Genomic DNA, 18307 nt, shown 5'->3' on the forward strand with positions numbered 1-18307 from the left:
CAGGCAACATGCGCTTTGACAGTTGATCTGCGATCTGACTGCCGAAACGTTCTCATCAGGATCAAGGCGGCCCGCAAAGCGGGCCGCGCCGGCCCGGCCCCGGCCTGCTGGCGACGTCCGGCCGGCATCGGCCGGGCCGGCCGGCCATGTTGAAGAACGACCAGGACCATTAGGACCTCGGGGCTCCGCCCCGAACCCCGACCCTCCTCGGAGATCAGCCGGGTCGGATCCCCTCGCCGGGCACCACAAGGGCTACCAGCCTCCCCGGACGGGGCCAAGGTCGTTCCTTAGGGTTGTTTTGTCTGGATGGTGTTCCGGGCCGCCGGGTTGGTTGGGTGTGGCTCAAGGTCGTTTGCCGTCAGGTGGCTATGGACGAGCGGCCGCCCAGCCAGCCCAGGGCGCCCTTGGCCGCTGATTGAGATCTGCGAGTCGTCGCTTGCTAAGGAACTGCCGGCGGGGTCGTCCGAGGTGACCTGGATCTGGGTGCTTCGGGAGGACGGCTTGGTGCAGGTATGGATAGGCGTGGACGCGGGCAAGCAGGCTCACCACGCAGCGGCGGTGGACGTGGCCGGGCGGGTGCTGTGGTCGACGCGGGTGGCCAATGATCAGCAGGCGATCGCGGACTTGATCGGGCGGGTCGGCGCGGATGACGAGGTGGTGTGGGCGGTCGACCTGGTCGGCTGCGAGACCGCGCTGCTGCGGGCGATGTTGGCGCTGGCCGGGCAGCAGACGGTGTATATCCCAGGCCGCACGGTCAAGACGATGGCTGCCGGGTTCGCCGGCGAGGCCAAGACCGACGCCCGTGACGCGGTGGTCATCGCGAACACCGCCAGGATGCGGCGTGACTTTCTGCCGGTGGAGACACCGACGGAGCTGATCGCCAAGCTGGCGCTGTTGGTGGCGCACCGCGCCGACCTGGTCGAGGACTGGGTCCGCACCGTGAATCGGCTGCGCCGCCTGATGCTCGGAATCTCCCCGGTGTTGGAACGCGCGTTGACCTTCACCAACGTCGCGACGCTGATTCTGATCAGCGCCTATCAGACGCCCGAGCAGATCCGCGCCGCTGGTCGCGACCAGCTCATCGCTCATCTGCGCCGGCATCGGGCGGTGAACGCCGTCAGGGTCGCCGATCAGGCGTTGGCAGCCGCGGCTGAGCAGGATCTCACCCTGCCGGGACAGGACACCGCTGCTGCGCTCGCTGGTGAGCTGGCCAGTCATCTGCTGCACCTGCACCAGCGCATGAAGAACACCGACAAGGCCATTGAACAGGCGTTTGGCACTCACCCGCAGGCCGGCATCATTCGCAGCCTGCCCGGCATGGGGGCGTTGGCGGCGGCGGAGTTCATCGTCGCGGTCGGGGACCTGTCGACCTTCGCCAGCCCTGATCACCTGGCCGCCTACGCGGGCCTGGCGCCGGTGGCCCGTGACTCTGGCAAGCGGGTCGCCAACCTACGCCGGCCGCAGCGTTACAACCGGCGGCTGCGCCACGTGTTCTACATGTCCTCGCTGAGCACGCTGCGGATGAACGGCCCGAACCGGGACTACTACCAGCGCAAACGCGCTGAGGGGCGCAAACACCAGCAGGCGTTGATCGCCCTCGCCCGTCGCCGCGTCGACGTGCTGTGGGCGCTGCTGCGCGACAATCGCTGCTTCCAACTCCAACCACCGCCACCAGCGCCCGTCTAACTCACCGATGAAACGTTCGACCTGCCGGACCTGGCCGGCGGGGCGCTGCCCCGCACCCGACCCTCCCTCGGAGACCACCAACCGGGCTCTCCTCGGTCGGGCATCCACAGGGCTGCCCGAGAACCCCGGTCGGGTCAAGGCCAAGCCGCTACGCGGTCGCCTCCGGCGAGCCTTGACCCGACCGAGAACCTCGGGCAGGGGCGAGCCTGCCCGACCGAGGAGACCCCTAACCGCAGGGGCGCGTGAACCGCCGACAGCCAGGCACAATCCGACCGTGACGATCACGATCACCAACTACCGAGACCTGGACGGTCTGACGACTGCCCGACGAGGAGATCCGCTTTACCCGCCCGGTACGGTTGTTGACCATGCAGCGGTTGGCGCTCTTCGATCTCGACAACACGCTCGTGGACCGTTCGGAGGCATTCCGACGTTGGGCGGTCGAGTTCTGCGCCGATCGCGAACTGCCGGACGACGCGTTGGCCTGGCTGATCGCTACGGATCAGGACGGGGCCGTGCCCCGCGACTGGTTCTTCGGCGAGGTGACCGAGCGTTTCGGCCTGGCAGCCTCGGTGGATGAAGCATGGAGGCAGTACCGACATCGGATGCCGGAACTGGTGAGATGTCCTCAAGAAGTGCGGGCGTCGCTGAGACTACTGCGCGACGAGGGCTGGACGGTCGCGATCGTGACCAACGGCCAGGCCGACAACCAGCTAGGGAAAATCAGGCGTACCGGGCTGGACCAGTGCGTCGATGCCTGGGCAGTGTCCGGGGAGTTGGGCATCCGGAAGCCAGCACGCGAGATCTTCGAGGCAGCGGCCCATGAGTGCGGCCTCGATCTGCGGGGCGGGGGCTGGGCGATCGGTGACAGCCCTGTGCTTGATGTCGAGGGTGGCCGCGCGGCAGGGCTTGCCACCCTGTGGGTCAGCCGAGGGAAGGACTGGCCAACGGAACTCACCCCGCCCGACCGCACCGTTACGGACGTCGTGGCCGCTGTCCAAGTGCTGCGAGGCGAGGACTCCGGCCTGTAGCTGTACAGCCATCCGTACAGCCAAGGCCACCTGCTGACGCCGACGCCATCCGACAACGAGGGACGGGCTGACCAGGTGCGCAGTCACTCGACCAGCCCTCCGCGATCTTCTTCTAATCCCCAGGCCGCCCCCGGCGCCGGCGCCCGCGCTTGACAACTGTCATTGAGACTCGTCCAGTAGGGCGCTCCACCTTGTCCCCGTCCAGGGAGGCTGGTAGGTCTACAACTGCCCGACGAGGAGATCCGCAGGACTCGCCATGATCGCGGCGTCCCCAACCCCTTTCTTGGTGCCGGTCACAAACCATGCCGGGACGAGAGCCCTGCTCGTGGCGCGAGTGATCGTTGTGTCCGGAAATGCCGAGATCGAGCGTTGTCGCAGGATCGGCGCGTCGGTTCAGCATTGCGGCCTAGGGGCCAAGTAGGGTTTTACTGCCCTCACCTTGATCTTCATAGAATGGACCTGCAGTGAGTATCGGAGACATTCTAGGTATCGCAGGACTTGCAGTCTCTGTCATTGGCATTCCGATCACTTTCATTCTCGCTAGACGTGGCCGTCAAAGGCCCGAGTTGCGTTACGTTCTCGATCACGACGTCCTTATCGATCCACACCACGGCGTACTCGGAGAAGGTTTAGTAGTCACGTCCGAGGGATATCCGGTGACAAGCATCAGTCGTACGCGCTTGGCGATTTGGAACGCTCGTGGGGATGCGGTAAGGGGCAACGAAATACTGGACACAGATCCGTTGCGAGTCGACGTGGGCGAGAATGGGAAAGTGCTTCAACTCAAGACTTTGACGCGTAGTCGCCGACAGAACGAGTTTCGGGCGAGCCTAACGTCAGATGGCCGTGTCGTCTCCATTGACTTCAAATTCCTGGATGCAAAGGACGGCGGAACAATCGAGTTGATTCATCAGGGAACCGAAAGGCCAATCGTATCGGGCACTATTCCGGGAGCATCACTCGCAGGACGATCAAGTGGAGTCTCACTGGGACCGCACGCCTTTGAAGCTCTCCTCGAGCAATCCCGACACCGCCGCTTTAGGAAGTTTATTCTGGGTCGGCGCACAACTCGGATTGTGTTCATTGCCGCGTGCGTCCAAGTGGTTCTGGCAACGGGGTTTTTTGGGTACCAGTTATTCGAGGAGCTGCAAAAAGCGAAGAAGCCGGCACTAGTTGATGTATCGAAACACAATCTGAGCTCTGCGAAAGGACAGGAGAAGTTCGCGAAGGAGGTCCGATCCCGACAGGTCTTCGGTGGCGAATCCTTACTATCAGCGGCGAGCCCGGTTGCCGTAATTTGGCTGACCTTGGGATTGATGTATGTGATCGGTTCTCAGGCTCGCATCCCGAGAACCATTCTCCTAGAGCCCGTTGACTACGGACCAAAGTCTGCCGAGGCCAGGCTGGTGCCCAATCCCCGCGCCGACGGTCTAGATGCCGAGCAACAAGAGATGACAGCGACGGTTGGCAGCAACAACACCGGAACGCAGGCTCGGACCTAGCAGGCATCAGGCCAGTGAGGGAAGCCCGTGCCAAACGGTTCCGGACAACCCCGCTGAGGTTACGCATCAGGAGGTGGCTGTACAGCCATCCGTACAGCCAAGCCGGCCGACTGGCCTGGTCATGAGCCGACGCGAGCAGACGGGATGAGCACGTCGGCCGTAGTAGCCGACGCCGGACGACAGCAGTCTTGATCTTTGCAAAGCAGGGGTCCGGAATGTGGCGCTTGCGGACTGCCCTGCGGGCGGCCTCCGGCCGTCCTCGGGCACCCGCAGCGCGTCATCCGAAAGTCAGCGGATCGTCAGCGAACGCCGTACCACGTGGCGACTCCCGATCATGCTCGACAGCACTACCGGTATGTCTGACCACGCGGTACGGCACTTGATCACATTCGCTACTACGTCAGGTCACTTTCCCCCCGACGGGGGTCGTCCCTTTCCCGTGGGAGCGTGCCACCGCAGCTCACAGGTCGTCCTCCGGCCCGTCGAGACCGTCCACGGACGGCGTTTCTGCGGTCGGAGGCAGCATAGAGGCGCGTGAGCCTCGGACGAACTAATGCGCCGAGGTGGAGATACTCTGCGCGCCGCCGGTGGTGTCGACGTGCCCAAGCGCAAGCGCGCGAACGTGTGCAAACGACAACACTGCCGAAACGTTCTCTTTTGGATCAAGGCGCCGCGCGAGCGCGGCGCGGGCTCGCCGGGCTCGGCCTGCTGGCCGCATCCGGCCGGCATCGGGCGACGCGGCGGGCCCGTGCCCTGCTTAGGGATAGATTTGCACGACGCCGTCCGAGGGATCCAGGGCCGACAAGTCAGGGAGCCGGGCACCAGCCTGTGCCGCGACGGCGGTCACCGCGTCGTAGAAGCCCTCAAACAACTCGTCGGCCGTGACGAAATCACCCGAGACATGGCTGATGTCCATCTCCACGAACCGCTGATTCTCCGGCGGCAGCAGCCAAGCTTGCACGGAGACCTCGGCTATCTCGGGCCATCGATGTAGCACTGTGCCGGCTACTTCCGCCAGGCTGATGCCGATGTCGTCAACGAACATCCGACTGGCCACGGGATGCATGGTAGAGAATCCATCGACTGGAGCCCGCCAGCCAGCGGTCGCTCGCACCGATGAAGCCGTCTGCGCCCGTGCCCGACCACCAGGACCGTTCCCTCGGTAATCATCGGCCCCGCCGTGACACAAGCCAGGGTGAGAGTCGCCGAGGCAATGGGGGTTCGGGTGGGTCCACCAGGAAAGCGGGACGAGGGCTGGTTCACCAGCCTCTACGCCGCCGAGTATTCGCACATCGTGAGGTACGGCCTGCGCCGACTCGCGGACTCCGACGCCTCGGCGGAACTGGCCCAGGAGGTCTTCGTCGTCGCCTGGCGTCGTCGTGTCGAGGTCCCGGACCGCAGCCTGCCCTGGCTGTACGGGGTGGCCCGGCGCCTCCTGGCGAACCAGTGGCGGTCGCGACGTGCCGCCCCGGACCTCCTCCCGATCACTGATGTCGACCTCGAGCGACTAGCCGGATCGTCGGGTGCCGATACGAGCGTCGGAGTTACCGACATCTGGGCTGCTCTGGCCAACCTCAACGACCTCGACCAGGAAATCCTCCGGCTGATCGGCTGGGAGGAGCTGACAGTGTCCGAGGCGGCCAAGGTTCTCGGCTGCACCGGGGCGACCGCCGCAGTGCGGCTGCATCGCGCCCGCCGTCGTCTTGCCGAAGCAATGTTGGACCGGCCCGCGCAGACCCGGCGTCGACCGGTGTTGGTGACCATTCGAGAGGATCTGTGATGTTCGGAGCAGAGCGCACCCGTACTCTTCTCGGCCCGGCCGACCCGGCCCGAACCGCCGCCGTCGAGCCACCGCTGGTCTCGGCGCGTGAGCTGATCGACCGCGCCGGCGCTACGGAGACGGTCGCCGGGCGTCGTCGCGCACACCCGACGCGCCGGCTGGTCCTGACGGCCGGGACGCTGGCGGTCGCGGCCGGTGCCGTGGCGGTGCTCCAGCCGTTCGGCGAGGGCGCACCGGACACTCCGGGCGAACCGGCGGCGGCAGCGGGATTGGTGCTCGTGCCGGTCGCGTACCAGTTCGACGCGGATCCGCCGGCCGCCGGCCCCCAACTGCGCATGCTGGCCGACAAGATCAAAGACGCGGCGTACGACCACCAGAGCGGACGCTACATGTATCACCACACGAAGGTGTGGGGCGATCCGGTGATGACCTCCGCCGACGGCCGCCACCACGTGGCCTTCGCCAGCGAGACGAAGCTCTGGCAGGCCGCCGACGGGACCGGTAACCAAATCAGGATCCAACTGGAGCCGCAGTACCCCGACCAGGAGTCTCGGGACTACTGGCAGCGCGAGAGGGTTGGGCGACCAGCAGCCACCGGCACCCCCGCACCGGACGTCATTCCGCTGCCGCCCGAGGAGCTCAGGCCGCTGTCGGCCGACCCGTCCGAGCTCCGGGAGCGGCTGAAGGTCGAGTACGGCGCCGGGGCGGCGAGCAAGTGGGTCAGCACGCTCTACGAGCGGTACGTCGTGCCACGTGCGACCCGAGCGGCGGTCCTGCGGGTCCTCGCCGACGTGCCCGGCTTCCGATGGCGGGGGCAGGTTACGGACCGCGCCGGCCGGAACGGAATCGCCGTCACCTTCGACGACCGCGAACACGACCAGCAATCTCTTCTGGTCTTCGATCCGAAGACGGGCGAATTGCTCGCCAATGAGCTGTTGACGCTGTCGCCCGTGCGGATCAGCTCGTACACGGTGATCCTCGATGCCGCCCGGACCGACCGGGTCGGCTGACCGCCGACTTGTGGGGTCGCTCCTTTCCCGGAGCGGCCCCGCTGGGTTTTGGGCAGCGGCAGTAGCTGCGGAGTTGCCCGCACTCGTAGCAGATCAACTGTCTCGGCGGGCGTTGTCCACAGCCCGCCGAGTTGTCCACAGGCGGCGCCGTCGGGGCGGCTTGCGGGGCGGTTTCCGAGCAGGGTCGGCGGCATACCAGAGCCCGACCCGCTGGAGGCCGCGATGCCATCCCGTACCTCGGTTCCGCCGATCCGCCGGCTTCCGCTGGTCGTCACCGGCGACGACGATCTGCTCGACGATGTGCTCCGGCTCGCCGCTGCCGGCGGCACCGAGGTGGAGCTCGCGGCCGACCCGGCGGCCGCCCGTACCCGTTGGCAGCCCGCGCCACTGGTGCTGCTCGGCGCCGACCAGGCGCAGTCGTGTCTGCGTGCCCGGATGCCGCAGCGGCCCCGGCTGGTGCTGGTCGGCCGAGCTGGTCAGTTCGACCCTGGCTGGCAGATCGCCGAGCTGATCGGGGCCGAGCACGTCGCCATGCTGCCCGCCGCCGAGCCGTGGCTGGTGGATCGGTTCGCCGAGCACGGCCCGGACTGTCTGGACGGTGTCGGCGCCCGGTTCGTCGCGGTGTTCGGTGGTCGGGGCGGTGCGGGCGCGAGTGTGCTCGCCGGCGGTCTCGCCGTGACCGCCGCCCGAGCCCGGTTGCGCACTCTGCTGGTCGACGCCGACCCGCTCGGTGGTGGCCTCGACCTCGTGCTCGGTTGGGAGCAGCTGGAAGGTTTGCGTTGGCCGTCGCTCACCGGTGCCGACGGGCGGGTGGACGCGCCGGCGCTGGTGCAGGCCCTGCCCAGCCGGGGTGACCTCGTGGTCCTCTCCTGGGATCGCGGCGAGATGCTGCCGTTGCCGGCGGCGGCGATGGCGGCAACGGTCGACGCCGCCCGGCGTGGGCGGGACTTCGTGGTGGTCGACCTGCCGCGCCAGTTGGACGACGCGGCAGTGGTGGCGTTGCAGGCGGCCGACCAGGCGTTCGTCGTCGTCCCCGCCGAGTTGCGCGCCACCGCTGCGGCGGCTCGGGTGGTGGCCGCGGCGGCCCCGCACTGCGCTGCGCTGTCGGTCGTGGTGCGCGGGCCCGCCCCGGGCCGGCTGCGCGCCACCGAAGTGGCACGGGCGCTCGGGCTTCCGCTGGCCGGCACGCTGCGCCCCGAGCCGGGGCTCTGCCGTGGGCTCGAACGAGGCGAGGCGCCGGCCGCCGCGGGCAAGGGCCCACTGGCGGCCCTCTGCCAACGAATCGTCACCGACCTGACCGGCGTACCCGCGACGGGTGCGGCATGACCAGCCGTCCGCAGGACGGCACCCTCGCCGCCCGGGTGCGGCAGCGGATCGCCGCCGCCACGACCCCGGTGACACCGGCGGCGATCGTCTCCGCGGTACGAGCCGAGCCAACCGCCGCGGTGCTCGGTGACACCGCCGTGCTGCGGATCGCCGACCGGGTGCACGACGACCTCGTCGGCGCCGGGCCGCTGGCCCCGCTGCTCGCCGACCCGGAGGTCACCGACGTCCTCGTCAACGGGACCCGGGTCTGGGTCGACCGTGGTGCGGGGCTGCAGCAGGTCGCGGTCCCGGTGGGCTCGATGGAGGACGTGCGCCGGCTGGCGCAGCGACTGATCGCGAGCGCCGGCCGGCGGCTCGACGACGGCTCCCCGTACGCGGACGCCCGGCTCCCCGACGGCACCCGGCTGCACGCTGTGCTGCCGCCGGTGGCGACCGAGGGCCCCTACCTGTCCCTGCGGACCTTCCGGCACCGGCCGTTCACCCTCGACGAGTTGGTGCGGCACGGGACCGTGCCGCGGCCGGTGGCACCGCTGCTCACCGCTGTCGTCGCTGCCCGACTGGCGTATCTGGTGACCGGGGGCACGGGGTCGGGCAAGACGACCCTGCTCAACACGCTGCTGGGGATGGTGCCGGCCACCGAGCGGATCGTGCTGGTGGAGGACGCTGCCGAGCTGCGTCCGGGGCACCCGCACGTGGTGGGGCTGCAGGCGCGTACCGCCAATGTCGAGGGGTCGGGGGTGGTCAACCTCGGCGATCTGGTCCGGCAGGCGTTGCGGATGCGCCCGGACCGGCTGGTGGTCGGGGAGTGCCGGGGCGGTGAGGTGGTCGACCTGTTGGCCGCGCTCAACACCGGTCACGACGGGGGTGCCGGCACCCTGCACGCCAACGCCCCGTCCGACGTGCCGGCCCGGCTGGAGGCGTTGGGCATGCTGGGTGGGCTGCCCCGCGCCGCCCTGCACGCCCAGGTGGCCGCCGCGTTGCAGGTGCTGTTCCACGTCCGACGTGGCGACCGGGGGCGGGTCCTGGAATCGGTCTGCCTGCTGCTACCCGAAGGGCCCGAACGGCTGGTGACCGTGGTGCCCGCCTGGGTACGCGGCAGCGGGCTCGGGCTGGCCGCCCGCGCACTCGGGGCGTTGCTACGGCAGCGTGGGGTGGCGGTGCCGCCAGTCCTCAGCGAGCCGTGGCCCGGATCGGCAGGCCCGGCATGACCGGCGGGACGATCCTGGTGGCGGCGCTGCTCCTGGCGGCTGCCGCTCTGGTGGCATGGCCCGTGCAGACCATCCGTGCCCGCCGACGTCGGGTGCTGGCGACGGGACCCGAGGGCGGTGTGGCCGACCCCGATGACGCGCTGGTGGAGTGGATTCGGGACCTGAACCGCACGCCGGACGGACCGGTCGACGGCTCCGGCGACCTGCCGACCCGGGGTCATCCGTCCGGCGTCGCGGACCAGCCGCGAACCAGTGCGGGTTCGATCGGGAGTCGGACGGCGCTCGGCTGGCCCAGCCGGGACGTCACCGGCGGCCCGAACTGGCTCGGGGTGGCGGGCGGGTCGGTGGTGTCGACCCGCCCGCCCGGCCCGACGCGCCCGCCGATCCGCCGGGATCCCCGGCGTCCGGCCGGTACCGCCCGGCCGGACGCCATGACCATGGACGCAGGACCGCGGGGTGGCACATCCGTGGCCGCGACAGTGATCGACGGCGGCGGCGTCGAGGTGGACGGTCGGGGCGACACGTCCGGCGTGGCAACGGCCGAGGCATGCGGGGACGTCGTTCGCGGTGCCGACCGGTCTGTCGGCGGTGCCGACCGGTCTGTCGGCGGTGCCGAGCTGACGGCCGCGGTGCCGAGCGTGAGTTCGTCGGGACGGGTCTCGCGGTCGACGAGGCGTGTGCTGCCGCTGGTCGGTGTCCTGGGAGGCGGAGTCGGTGCCGTCGTCGGTGGCCCGGTGGCTGCGGTCGCGGTAGGCGGATACGGCGCACTGGCCGTACGGGCCGTGCTGCGGTGGCGACTGCACCGGACCGCCGAACGGAGCCGACGACACGGGCTGGACCAGCTCTGTGGCCTCGCGGCGGACCTCCGGGCCGGCCTGCCCGTCCAGCAGGCGATCGAGGCCGCCGCCGCTGGGCGGGACGGGTCGGATCGGCTGCGCCAACTGACCTCGGCCGCGGTGCGGCTGGCCGACCGGACCGGCGCACCGCTGGCCGAGCTCGTCGAGCGGATCGAGGCGGACGCTCGGGCGACCGATCGGGGTCTGGCCGCCGCAGCGGCCCAGGCGGCCGGCGCCCGGGCCACGGCCTGGTTGCTGGCGGCGCTGCCGATCGGCGGGATCGGCCTCGGGTACGCGATCGGCGTCGACCCCGTGGCGGTGCTCCTGCACAGCACGGTCGGCGGAGCGTGCGCGGTTCTCGCGGTCGCCCTGCAGGTCGTGGGCCTGCTGTGGGCGGAACGGCTGGGTGCGACGCCGGGGCGGGCCGGATGATGCCCCGGGGTCCAGCCAACCGACGTAGCCCAGCCGATGGGAGCCCGCCAGCCGGTGGGCGGCGACCGGCCGATGGGAGGCCGCCAGCCGGTGGGCGGCGACCAGTCGGTGGGCGGCGGCCGGACGCGATCCGGCTCGCCGCAGCATTGGGCGGGCTCGCTGTGGCCGTGGTCGTCGAGGGCTGGCTCGGGCTGCTCGGGGCGATCCCGGCCGCGTTCCTGCTGGATTTCCTGCTGCGGCGGATCGAATCGCCGGCTGTCCGCAGACGGCGGCTTCAGGAGGCCGTCGACCTTCCCCTCGCTGTCGACCTGTTGGCCGCCGCGATGCGGGCGGGCGCCCCGGTGGATCGCTCGGTGCTGGCCGTCGCCGAGGCGTTGGACGGGCCCCTCGCCGGCCGGTTGGCCCGCGTCGGCCGCACGCTGCTGCTCGGCGGTGGCCCAGCGGAGGCGTGGTCCGCGCTGGACGGGGTGCCCGGCGCGGAGCGCTTGACCGCCGCGGCCATGCGGTCGGCCAACAGTGGTGCTGCCCTGGCCGGTGCACTGACCCGGCTCGCTGACGACCTGCGCGCCGACCGGGCCACCGCCGCCGAGGCGTCGGCCCGCCGGGCGGGTGTGCTCATCGTCCTGCCGCTGGGGCTCTGCTTCCTGCCGGCGTTCATTCTCGCCGGCCTGGTGCCGGTGATCGTCGCCGTTCTCGGCGACGTGCTCTGATCCATCGAGAAGGGAAACAGCCATGCGCAAACTCATCGCCCGCCTGCGCGGCGACGCCGGAATGAACACGGCCGAGTACGCCGTCGGCACGCTCGCCGCAGTCGCCTTCGCCGGGATCCTGCTGAAGGTGCTGACCTCCGGAAACGTCCAGTCGGCGCTGACCGCCGTCATCGACCGGGCGCTGAAGTGAGCGGGCGCCGGCAGGCCGGCCGTGCTCGGAGGTCCGAGTTCGCCGGACGTGCGTCCACCGGCAGGTGGGGGTTCGGTCTCGTCGAGCCGGTGCCCGGTGACGGGCGGAGGTCCGGTCGGGCGCCCGGTCGCGGGCGGAAGACCGCCGCCGGTGGAGACCGGGGGTCCTTCACCGCCGAACTGGCGGCCGGCCTGCCGGCGCTGCTCCTACTCCTGCTCGCCGGCCTGGCTGCGGTCAACGCCGTCAGCACCCGGGCGAGTTGCCTGCACGCGGCCCGGGAAGCGGCGCTGGCCGCCGCCCGGGGCGACGCCGACAAGGCGGATGGCGGGGGCGCGGCGCCGCCGGGGGCGGAAGTGTCGGTGTCGATCGACGGGGACCGCGCGCAGGCGACGGTACGGGCACCCGTGCGCGCCCTGGGCGGCCGGTTACCACGGATCACCGTGGTCGCCACCGCCGTCGCGGCACTCGAACCCCGCGTCGGGGAGAGGGTTCCGTGATGCGGCGACCTGAGGCCCGATCGTCCCGCTACCGCCGCGGATCGAACACCGGGCACCCCAACGGCAGCCGGTCGGACGCCACGTGGCCCGAGGGTCGCCGGCTGGACAGCCAGCAAGGTGGGGCGACCGTCGTTCTGCTGGCAGTGGGGATGGTGTTCGTGCTGGTAGGGACATTCGGTGCCGCTGTCGTCGGGGCCGCGATGGCGGCTCAGCGAGCGGCGGTCGCTGCTGACCTGGGAGCACTGGCCGGGGCCGGCAAAGCGTTCGACGGCGACTCGGCGGCCTGCACGTTCGCTGCCGACATCGCCGCCCGCAACGGTGGACGGCTGGTCGACTGTCGTCTCGACGGGCTGGACCTGCTCGTGACCGTCGAGGTGGCAGTCACGCCACTGCCCGGCCTGACTCGGATCGCGGCGTCAACGGCCCGCGCGGGGCCGGTGCGTGGCTGAGTAGGCCGCGCCGGGCCGGTGCGTGGCTGAGGAGGCCGCGCCGCGCCGGGCCGGTGCGTGGCTGAGTAGGCAGCCCGGTGCGCGTCAGGACGGCGCGAGTACCTCAGCGATCATTCGGTGCCCTTGGGCTTCGAACGCTTCGTCGCCTACGCGGTAGGCCCAGGCTGCCGTGCCGACTGCCTCCCGGACTCGAGTGCGGTACCACGCGGGCGTCTGGCGCGGATCGACCCCGTACCCGTCGAGGAACGCTCTCTCCAGCTTCGAGTCGCGGTGAAAATCCTGGGCGGACAGCCGGGTGAAGTCCGTGTAGGCGGGACGCATCGACGCGCGACCGAAGTCGATGATGCCGACGATGGTGTTGTGGATCAGCCAGTTCCGGGGCTGCCAGTCTCCGTGCGTCGGCACGAGCAGTGCTTCCGGCGTCGGCCAGCCGGTTATTTCGGCGCGCAACCGTTCCACCGTGCTCGTAGCGATTCGGTGTGGTCCGCTCAGAAAGGTCAATGACTTTTCGTTCTCCCGCTGCTCGTAGTCGGCGTCGACGATGCGGGTCTGCGCGTGGAGCAGCGCGAGGAGTTCGCCTGCCTCCCGGTAGGTCGCGGGAACGTTGGCGTGCTCGCTGCCGAGCACCAGCTCACCCGGCAGGTATCTCGTGACGAGGAGCTTCGCCTCCGAGTCGCCGTACTCCAGCACCGGGGCGCGGCCCAGGCTGGTCCAGGGCCTCAGCCAGTTGAGATGGGCGTGCAGTTCGCGTTCGACGTGGTGGTCATCGGCACCGCCGGCTTTGACGATGAATCGTGAACCGGCGTACGTCATCTCCAGAACCGTCGTCTGCACCAGGCCCCAGCTGTGGTCCTTCTCGACGTGCGCGCCGGGAAGCCATCGATCCAACAGGGCTCGCTGCCGCATCGACAGATTGGTGCGTCCGGCAGCCATGGCGGAGATCCTACGAGGCCAGGGAACCCCGCCAAGCACTTCCGCCGCCCGACCGCCTCGCCCAACTCCTGATCCGCACAACATCAGGGAAAGTGCTGCCTCGGGCGTCCTGGAGACAGCACTTTCCCTGTAGTTGCGGGGATCTTGCTCCGGGTCGTGGGCGGGGTGAACAGCTCACGGGCCGGGCCGAAACGGCCACGGCTCGCGGGTAGTCCTGCCAGCGGCCGAGGGGCGGGTCGGTTTGTCAGCGGGCCTGGAGCGCGTCGAGGGCGACGGCCATCGCGATGACCAGGCGGCGGTCGATCTGCGGGTGCTGCACCTCGACGATGTACTTGTCGCGCAGGCCCCACTTCTTGACCACGGTGAAGACCGGCTGGCCGCCGGCGGTGAAGTCGAAGTGGTACGGCAGCCAGGACAGCGAGTCGACGAACCGGCGCAGCAGAGCCACCGGCAGGCTGCGCTCCTGACCCGTCACCTGCGGCAGGCCGTTCTGCTCGACGTGCCAGGTGGACCGGAGCAACGACTGGGCGAAGTCCTTGCGGAACAGGCCGATCGGGTTACCGGCCGCGTCGGTCACGTCGTACGTGGCGCCGAGGTCGAGGCGCTGACGGGCCTTGAAGCCGAGTAGCGGCTGCTGCTTGGAGTCGTCCGTGTAGATCGTCACCTGCTCCTTGAAGGCGAGCCGCTTCTGCTGGGCGAACGCGAGCAGCTCACCCTCCGTGCCGTCCGGGGAGACCGCCCGGACCTCGTACTGGTTGACCATCATGCGCAGGCGCTGGCGGACAAAGAACTGGGTCTGGCTCTGCACATTGTCGAACTGCATCTGAACTCCTCAGGGGGTTGGTCCGCCGGAGTCTCGCACAGCCCGACAACTGTCGCGCTCCCTGCCATCGACGATCGCAAGATGCTGGGTAGCCGTCGGTGGACCGCCGGACGACTACCCCAGCATCCCGTTGCCCGTGCTGGTGAAAAGGGGTGGATCAGCGCCCGTCGGTGGTGGTCGCGGCGCGCAGCGCCCAGGTGTTGAGGACCTGGTGGATGACGCGCAGCCGTTCGTTGATCTGCTCCAGGCGTTCGGCCTGAGCCAGGTTGGCCAGCGCGGACCCGAGCGCGATCTGCTGGTCGAGGGTGAGTTGATCCTGGTCGATGCTATAGAGCAGGTCGACGGTCTCGGCAATGGTGTCGGCCACGGCTCCTCCTCGGGCACGGGGGGGGCGATCAGCAATAGAGGGATCGATGGAAGCGCTCCCACACATTGTGCCCTGTGCCGTGCCGATTCATGCAACCACCTGCTCACTCGGGCAGGTTCGCCAACACCACGTCGAGCACCCGGACGGCGTCCGGTTTGGAGAGCGGGTTGTTGCCGTTGCCGCATTTCGGCGACTGCACACAGGACGGGCAGCCGGTCTCGCAGCCGCACTCGGCGATCGCGTCCCGGGTGGCCCGCAGCCACGCCGAGGCCGTCCGGTACGCCCGCTCGGCGAACCCGGCGCCGCCCGGGTGCCCGTCGTAGACGAAGACGGTCGGCGCCTCGGTGTCCTGGTGAACCGCTGTGGAGAGCCCGCCGATGTCCCACCGGTCGCAGGTGGCCATCAGCGGCAGCAGGCCGATCGCCGCGTGTTCGGCAGCGTGCAGCGCACCCGGCACGTCCGCCGCCTGGACCCCGGCGGCAGCCAACGACTGCGGTGACAGGGTGAACCAGACCGCCACCGTCCGCAGCTCCCGGGTGGGCAGGTCGAGCGGCCGGGTGTCGATCACCTCGCCGGTGGCGATCCGCCGCCGCTGGTACGACACCACCTGACTGGTCACGTCCACCTCGCCGAGGAACATGCCGACCGGTCCGGCGTCCACGTAGGAACGCACCGACACCACCGACAGGTCAGTGACGTCACGGGCGTGGGTGGACCAGTCCGGTTCCTCGGTGTGCACCAGCGCGCAGCCGTCGGCGAGGTCGAGGTCGTCGACCACGTACGAGACTCCCTGGTGCAGGTAGACCGCGCCGGGATGGAGCAGGAAGTGCGAGGAACCGCCGTCGACCGTGCCGAGTAGTCGCCCCGTGGCCGATTCCACGACGGCGACCGGGGCGCCGCCCTCGCCGCGCAGGTCCACCTCGGGCCGCTCCCGGTGCCGCCAGTACCAGCCGGTGGGCCGCTGCCGCAGCGCCCCCGCCGCCACCAGCTCGTCGATCGCCTCCTTCGCCCCGTCGCCGAAGAGCGCCAGGTCGGCCGGTGTGAGGGGTGCCTCGACGGCGGCGCAGGCGAGCTGCGGTGCCAGCACGTACGGGTTGGCCGGGTCGAGCACCGTCGCCTCCACCGGGGCGCCGAAGATCGCCTCCGGGTGGTGCACCAGGTAGGTGTCCAGCGGGTCGTCCCGGGCGACCAGCACGGCGAGAGCCTCCTGCCCGGAACGCCCGGCGCGGCCCGCCTGCTGCCACAGTGACGCCCGGGTGCCCGGGTAACCGCAGATCAGCACCGCGTCCAGCCCGACCAGGTCCACGCCGAGCTCCAACGCGTTGGTGGAGGCCAGGCCGAGCAGGTCGCCGTGCAGCAGCGCCCGTTCCAGCTCACGCCGCTCCTCACGCAGGTAACCGCCCCGGTAGGCGGCGACCCGGTCGCCGAGCCCCGGCACCGCGTCGTCCAGCGACCGGCGTGCGTTGGCCGCCACGACCTCGGCGCCCTTGCGGGAGCGGACGAACGCGAGCGTGCGTACCCCCTCGGCGACCGTGTCGGCGAGCAGGTCCGCGGTCTCGCGCAGCGCCGACCGGCGGACCTGGTGGAGGTCGTCGTGGTCGCCCGTCGCCTGCGGAGGCACCGGGGTGGGGGAGCCCGAGTCGGGCGGCAACAGCGGCGGCTCCCAGAGGGCGAAGGTCACCCCGCCGCGCGGTGAGGCGTCCTCGGTGACCGCCGTCACCGGCAGGCCGGTCAGCCGCCCGGCGGCGGTCGCCGGGTCACCGGAGGTCGCCGAGGCGAGCACGAACACCGGAGTGGCCCCGAACCGGGCGCACTGTCGGCGCAGCCGACGCAGCACGTGCGCCACGTGCGAGCCGAACACCCCCCGGTAGGTGTGGCACTCGTCGATCACCACGTACGCGAGGCGACGCAGGAAACCGGCCCACTGGGCGTGCCCGGGCAGGATGCCGTGATGCAGCATGTCGGGGTTGGTCAGCACGAACCGGGAGTGCCGGCGGATCCACTCCCGCTCGGCACGCGGAGTGTCGCCGTCGTAGCAGGCTGGGCGTACCCCCTCCAGGTCCAGCGCGGCGACGGCCCGCAGCTGGTCGGCGGCGAGCGCCTTGGTCGGCGCCAGGTACAGCACGGTGGCCCGGGGGTCGGCGAGCAGGGTGGCCAGCGCCGGGAGTTGGTACGCCAGTGACTTGCCCGACGCGGTGCCGGTGGCGACCACCACGTGCTCGCCACCGTACGCCAGGTTGGCTGCCTCGGCCTGGTGTTGCCAGGGCGCGACGACCCCGCGTCGGGCGAACGCCGCGCGCAGCTCCACCGGCGCCCACGACGGCCACGGCGCGGGCACCCCGGCGCGGGCCGGCACCCGCTCGACGTGGGTGACCGGGTCGCCGGCACCCCGGGCGCGCAGCCGGCGCAGCAGGTCCGCAGGCGATGGCCCGGGGCCGGGACCAGCGGATACGGTTGCGGCGGGCGACGACTCCAGGTCTGGGTGCGGCGTGCGCCGCGCCGAGCTGAAGTCGTTGGTGGTCACGCCCTGCACTCTCGCACTGGTGTTCGGAGATGAAAAGTCGGGCCCGGGGGTAAGGGGAAGCTTCGCTGGCGTCCGCAGGCCGCACCGGCGGTAGTGGTTAGATGCCCACGAGAGTTTACGGCTCTGGCGAGGAGGACCGATGGAGCTGTCGCTGGCGACCCGCACCGTGGTCGAGCACACGGTGCTCGAGGTCGGTGGTGAGGTGGACGTCTACACCGCGCCCCGACTCCGTGAACGACTCCTCGAGTTGATCGATGGTGGCGCCCGTCACGTGGTGGTCGACCTCGGTCGGGTGGACTTCCTCGACTCCACCGGGTTGGGCGTGCTGGTCGGCGCGCTCAAGCGGCTCCGCTCGGCCGGCGGTTCGTTCGCCCTGGTCTGCGACAAGGAGCCACTGCTCAAGATCTTCCGGATCACCGCACTGGACCAGGTGTTCCCACTGCACCCGACGGTCGACGCGGCGATCAGCGCCGACTCGGCGGGCGCCGACGCGTGATGGCGACCGTCAGGCTCTCGTTCTCGCCCGCGCCGGTGCACGTTCGCACCGCCCGCCTGGTCGGCGTTGCCGTCGCCCGGCGTGCCGGGGTCCGGGAGGACCTGCTGGACGAGGTGCGCCTGGCCATCGGCGAGGCGTGCACCCGGGCGGTCGCCCTGCACCGGCAGTACGGCCTGGCCGACCAGGTGCTGGTGGAGATGTCCGACGGCGGTTCGTACGCGGTGCGGGTGGTGGACCGCGCGCCGATCGAGGCTGGCATCGGTCTGACCGCGCTGCCGCCGGACGAGTTGGCCAACGAGTCGCTCACCGATGAGGCGCTGACCACTGGCGTCGGGTTCGCGCTGCTCGCCGGCTTCGTCGAGGACCTGCAGGTGCGTCCGGTCGACGTGGGCATCGGCACCGAGGTGCGGATGGTGTGGCCGGTCGGCCGCTGACCCGAGCCTGTTCGTAGGCCGCATCCCCGATTGGGGGTGCGGCCTTGTTTGCATGGACCGGTCCCTATATCAG

19 protein-coding genes are annotated in these 18307 nt (G+C 70.3%); 14 read left to right on the top strand and 5 right to left on the bottom strand.

Annotation, left to right across the window (positions count from 1 at the left end):
• The first annotated feature begins 306 nt into the window (after positions 1-306).
• The 3 genes from C7C45_RS19280 (at position 307) to C7C45_RS33660 (ending at position 4219) form a co-directional block, all read left to right on the top strand.
• Complete coding sequence (locus tag C7C45_RS19280) at positions 307-1686, top strand: IS110 family RNA-guided transposase (RefSeq protein WP_244200445.1); 1380 nt, start codon at positions 307-309, stop codon at positions 1684-1686.
• 368 nt (positions 1687-2054) lie between these two features.
• Positions 2055-2717, top strand: coding sequence for an HAD family hydrolase (locus C7C45_RS19285; protein WP_110565075.1), 663 nt, complete (start codon positions 2055-2057; stop codon positions 2715-2717).
• Positions 2718-3181: 464 nt separating this feature from the next.
• Entirely contained in the window at positions 3182-4219 is a 1038-nt protein-coding gene (locus tag C7C45_RS33660) for a hypothetical protein (RefSeq protein WP_146247349.1), read from the top strand.
• A gap of 757 nt (positions 4220-4976) precedes the next feature.
• On the opposite strand, the gene C7C45_RS19290 is transcribed toward C7C45_RS33660, so the two are convergent.
• A complete protein-coding gene (locus C7C45_RS19290) occupies positions 4977-5276 on the bottom strand; it encodes a hypothetical protein (RefSeq protein ID WP_146247350.1) in 300 nt (99 codons plus the stop codon).
• A gap of 168 nt (positions 5277-5444) precedes the next feature.
• On the opposite strand from C7C45_RS19290, the gene C7C45_RS19295 reads away from it, so the two are divergent.
• The 9 genes from C7C45_RS19295 (at position 5445) to C7C45_RS19335 (ending at position 12657) form a co-directional block, all read left to right on the top strand.
• Positions 5445-5999 (top strand): RNA polymerase sigma factor, encoded by a 555-nt coding sequence (locus C7C45_RS19295; protein WP_244200446.1) that lies wholly within the window; start codon positions 5445-5447, stop codon positions 5997-5999.
• The gene (locus C7C45_RS19300; protein ID WP_110565078.1) at positions 5999-7009 is read left to right on the top strand and encodes a CU044_5270 family protein; all 1011 of its coding nucleotides are present in this window, start codon (positions 5999-6001) and stop codon (positions 7007-7009) included. The genes C7C45_RS19295 and C7C45_RS19300 overlap by 1 nt, the downstream gene beginning before the upstream one ends.
• Before the next feature lie 222 nt (positions 7010-7231).
• Positions 7232-8335, top strand: a complete 1104-nt coding sequence (ssd, locus tag C7C45_RS19305) for a septum site-determining protein Ssd (RefSeq protein ID WP_110565079.1) — start codon at positions 7232-7234, stop codon at positions 8333-8335.
• Positions 8332-9543, top strand: coding sequence for a TadA family conjugal transfer-associated ATPase (locus C7C45_RS19310; protein ID WP_110565080.1), 1212 nt, complete (start codon positions 8332-8334; stop codon positions 9541-9543). Before ssd ends, C7C45_RS19310 begins: the two co-directional genes overlap by 4 nt.
• The gene (locus tag C7C45_RS35730) at positions 9540-10811 is read left to right on the top strand and encodes a type II secretion system F family protein (RefSeq protein WP_341866500.1); all 1272 of its coding nucleotides are present in this window, start codon (positions 9540-9542) and stop codon (positions 10809-10811) included. Before C7C45_RS19310 ends, C7C45_RS35730 begins: the two co-directional genes overlap by 4 nt.
• Positions 10808-11521: a type II secretion system F family protein gene (locus tag C7C45_RS19320; RefSeq protein ID WP_425271149.1), complete on the top strand. Its 714-nt coding sequence runs from the start codon at positions 10808-10810 to the stop codon at positions 11519-11521. The genes C7C45_RS35730 and C7C45_RS19320 overlap by 4 nt, the downstream gene beginning before the upstream one ends.
• Before the next feature lie 22 nt (positions 11522-11543).
• Complete coding sequence (locus C7C45_RS19325) at positions 11544-11711, top strand: DUF4244 domain-containing protein (protein ID WP_081883916.1); 168 nt, start codon at positions 11544-11546, stop codon at positions 11709-11711.
• A gap of 89 nt (positions 11712-11800) precedes the next feature.
• Positions 11801-12208 carry a TadE family type IV pilus minor pilin gene (locus C7C45_RS19330; RefSeq protein WP_110565108.1) on the top strand — a complete coding sequence of 136 codons (408 nt, stop codon included), beginning with the start codon at positions 11801-11803 and terminating at the stop codon, positions 12206-12208.
• Positions 12208-12657, top strand: coding sequence for an Rv3654c family TadE-like protein (locus tag C7C45_RS19335; protein WP_110565081.1), 450 nt, complete (start codon positions 12208-12210; stop codon positions 12655-12657). Before C7C45_RS19330 ends, C7C45_RS19335 begins: the two co-directional genes overlap by 1 nt.
• Before the next feature lie 84 nt (positions 12658-12741).
• On the opposite strand, the gene C7C45_RS19340 is transcribed toward C7C45_RS19335, so the two are convergent.
• From C7C45_RS19340 to C7C45_RS19355, 4 genes are all read right to left on the bottom strand, one after another.
• A complete protein-coding gene (locus tag C7C45_RS19340; protein ID WP_110565082.1) occupies positions 12742-13590 on the bottom strand; it encodes a phosphotransferase family protein in 849 nt (282 codons plus the stop codon).
• Between the two features lie 244 nt (positions 13591-13834).
• Positions 13835-14413 carry an LURP-one-related family protein gene (locus tag C7C45_RS19345; protein WP_110565083.1) on the bottom strand — a complete coding sequence of 193 codons (579 nt, stop codon included), beginning with the start codon at positions 14411-14413 and terminating at the stop codon, positions 13835-13837.
• 157 nt (positions 14414-14570) lie between these two features.
• Positions 14571-14780 (bottom strand): hypothetical protein, encoded by a 210-nt coding sequence (locus C7C45_RS19350; RefSeq protein ID WP_110565084.1) that lies wholly within the window; start codon positions 14778-14780, stop codon positions 14571-14573.
• A 103-nt stretch (positions 14781-14883) separates the two neighbouring features.
• Complete coding sequence (locus tag C7C45_RS19355; RefSeq protein ID WP_244200447.1) at positions 14884-17304, bottom strand: DEAD/DEAH box helicase; 2421 nt, start codon at positions 17302-17304, stop codon at positions 14884-14886.
• A 139-nt stretch (positions 17305-17443) separates the two neighbouring features.
• Here C7C45_RS19355 and C7C45_RS19360 point away from each other — a divergent pair, with 139 nt between their 5' ends.
• Both C7C45_RS19360 and C7C45_RS19365 read left to right on the top strand, forming a co-directional pair.
• Positions 17444-17800: an STAS domain-containing protein gene (locus C7C45_RS19360; protein ID WP_110565085.1), complete on the top strand. Its 357-nt coding sequence runs from the start codon at positions 17444-17446 to the stop codon at positions 17798-17800.
• Positions 17797-18234, top strand: a complete 438-nt coding sequence (locus C7C45_RS19365) for an ATP-binding protein (RefSeq protein WP_110565086.1) — start codon at positions 17797-17799, stop codon at positions 18232-18234. The genes C7C45_RS19360 and C7C45_RS19365 overlap by 4 nt, the downstream gene beginning before the upstream one ends.
• The last annotated feature ends 73 nt before the right edge of the window (positions 18235-18307 follow it).

The organism is Micromonospora arborensis (genome assembly GCF_003205615.1).
In the GTDB taxonomy this organism is placed as follows: domain Bacteria; phylum Actinomycetota; class Actinomycetes; order Mycobacteriales; family Micromonosporaceae; genus Micromonospora; species Micromonospora arborensis.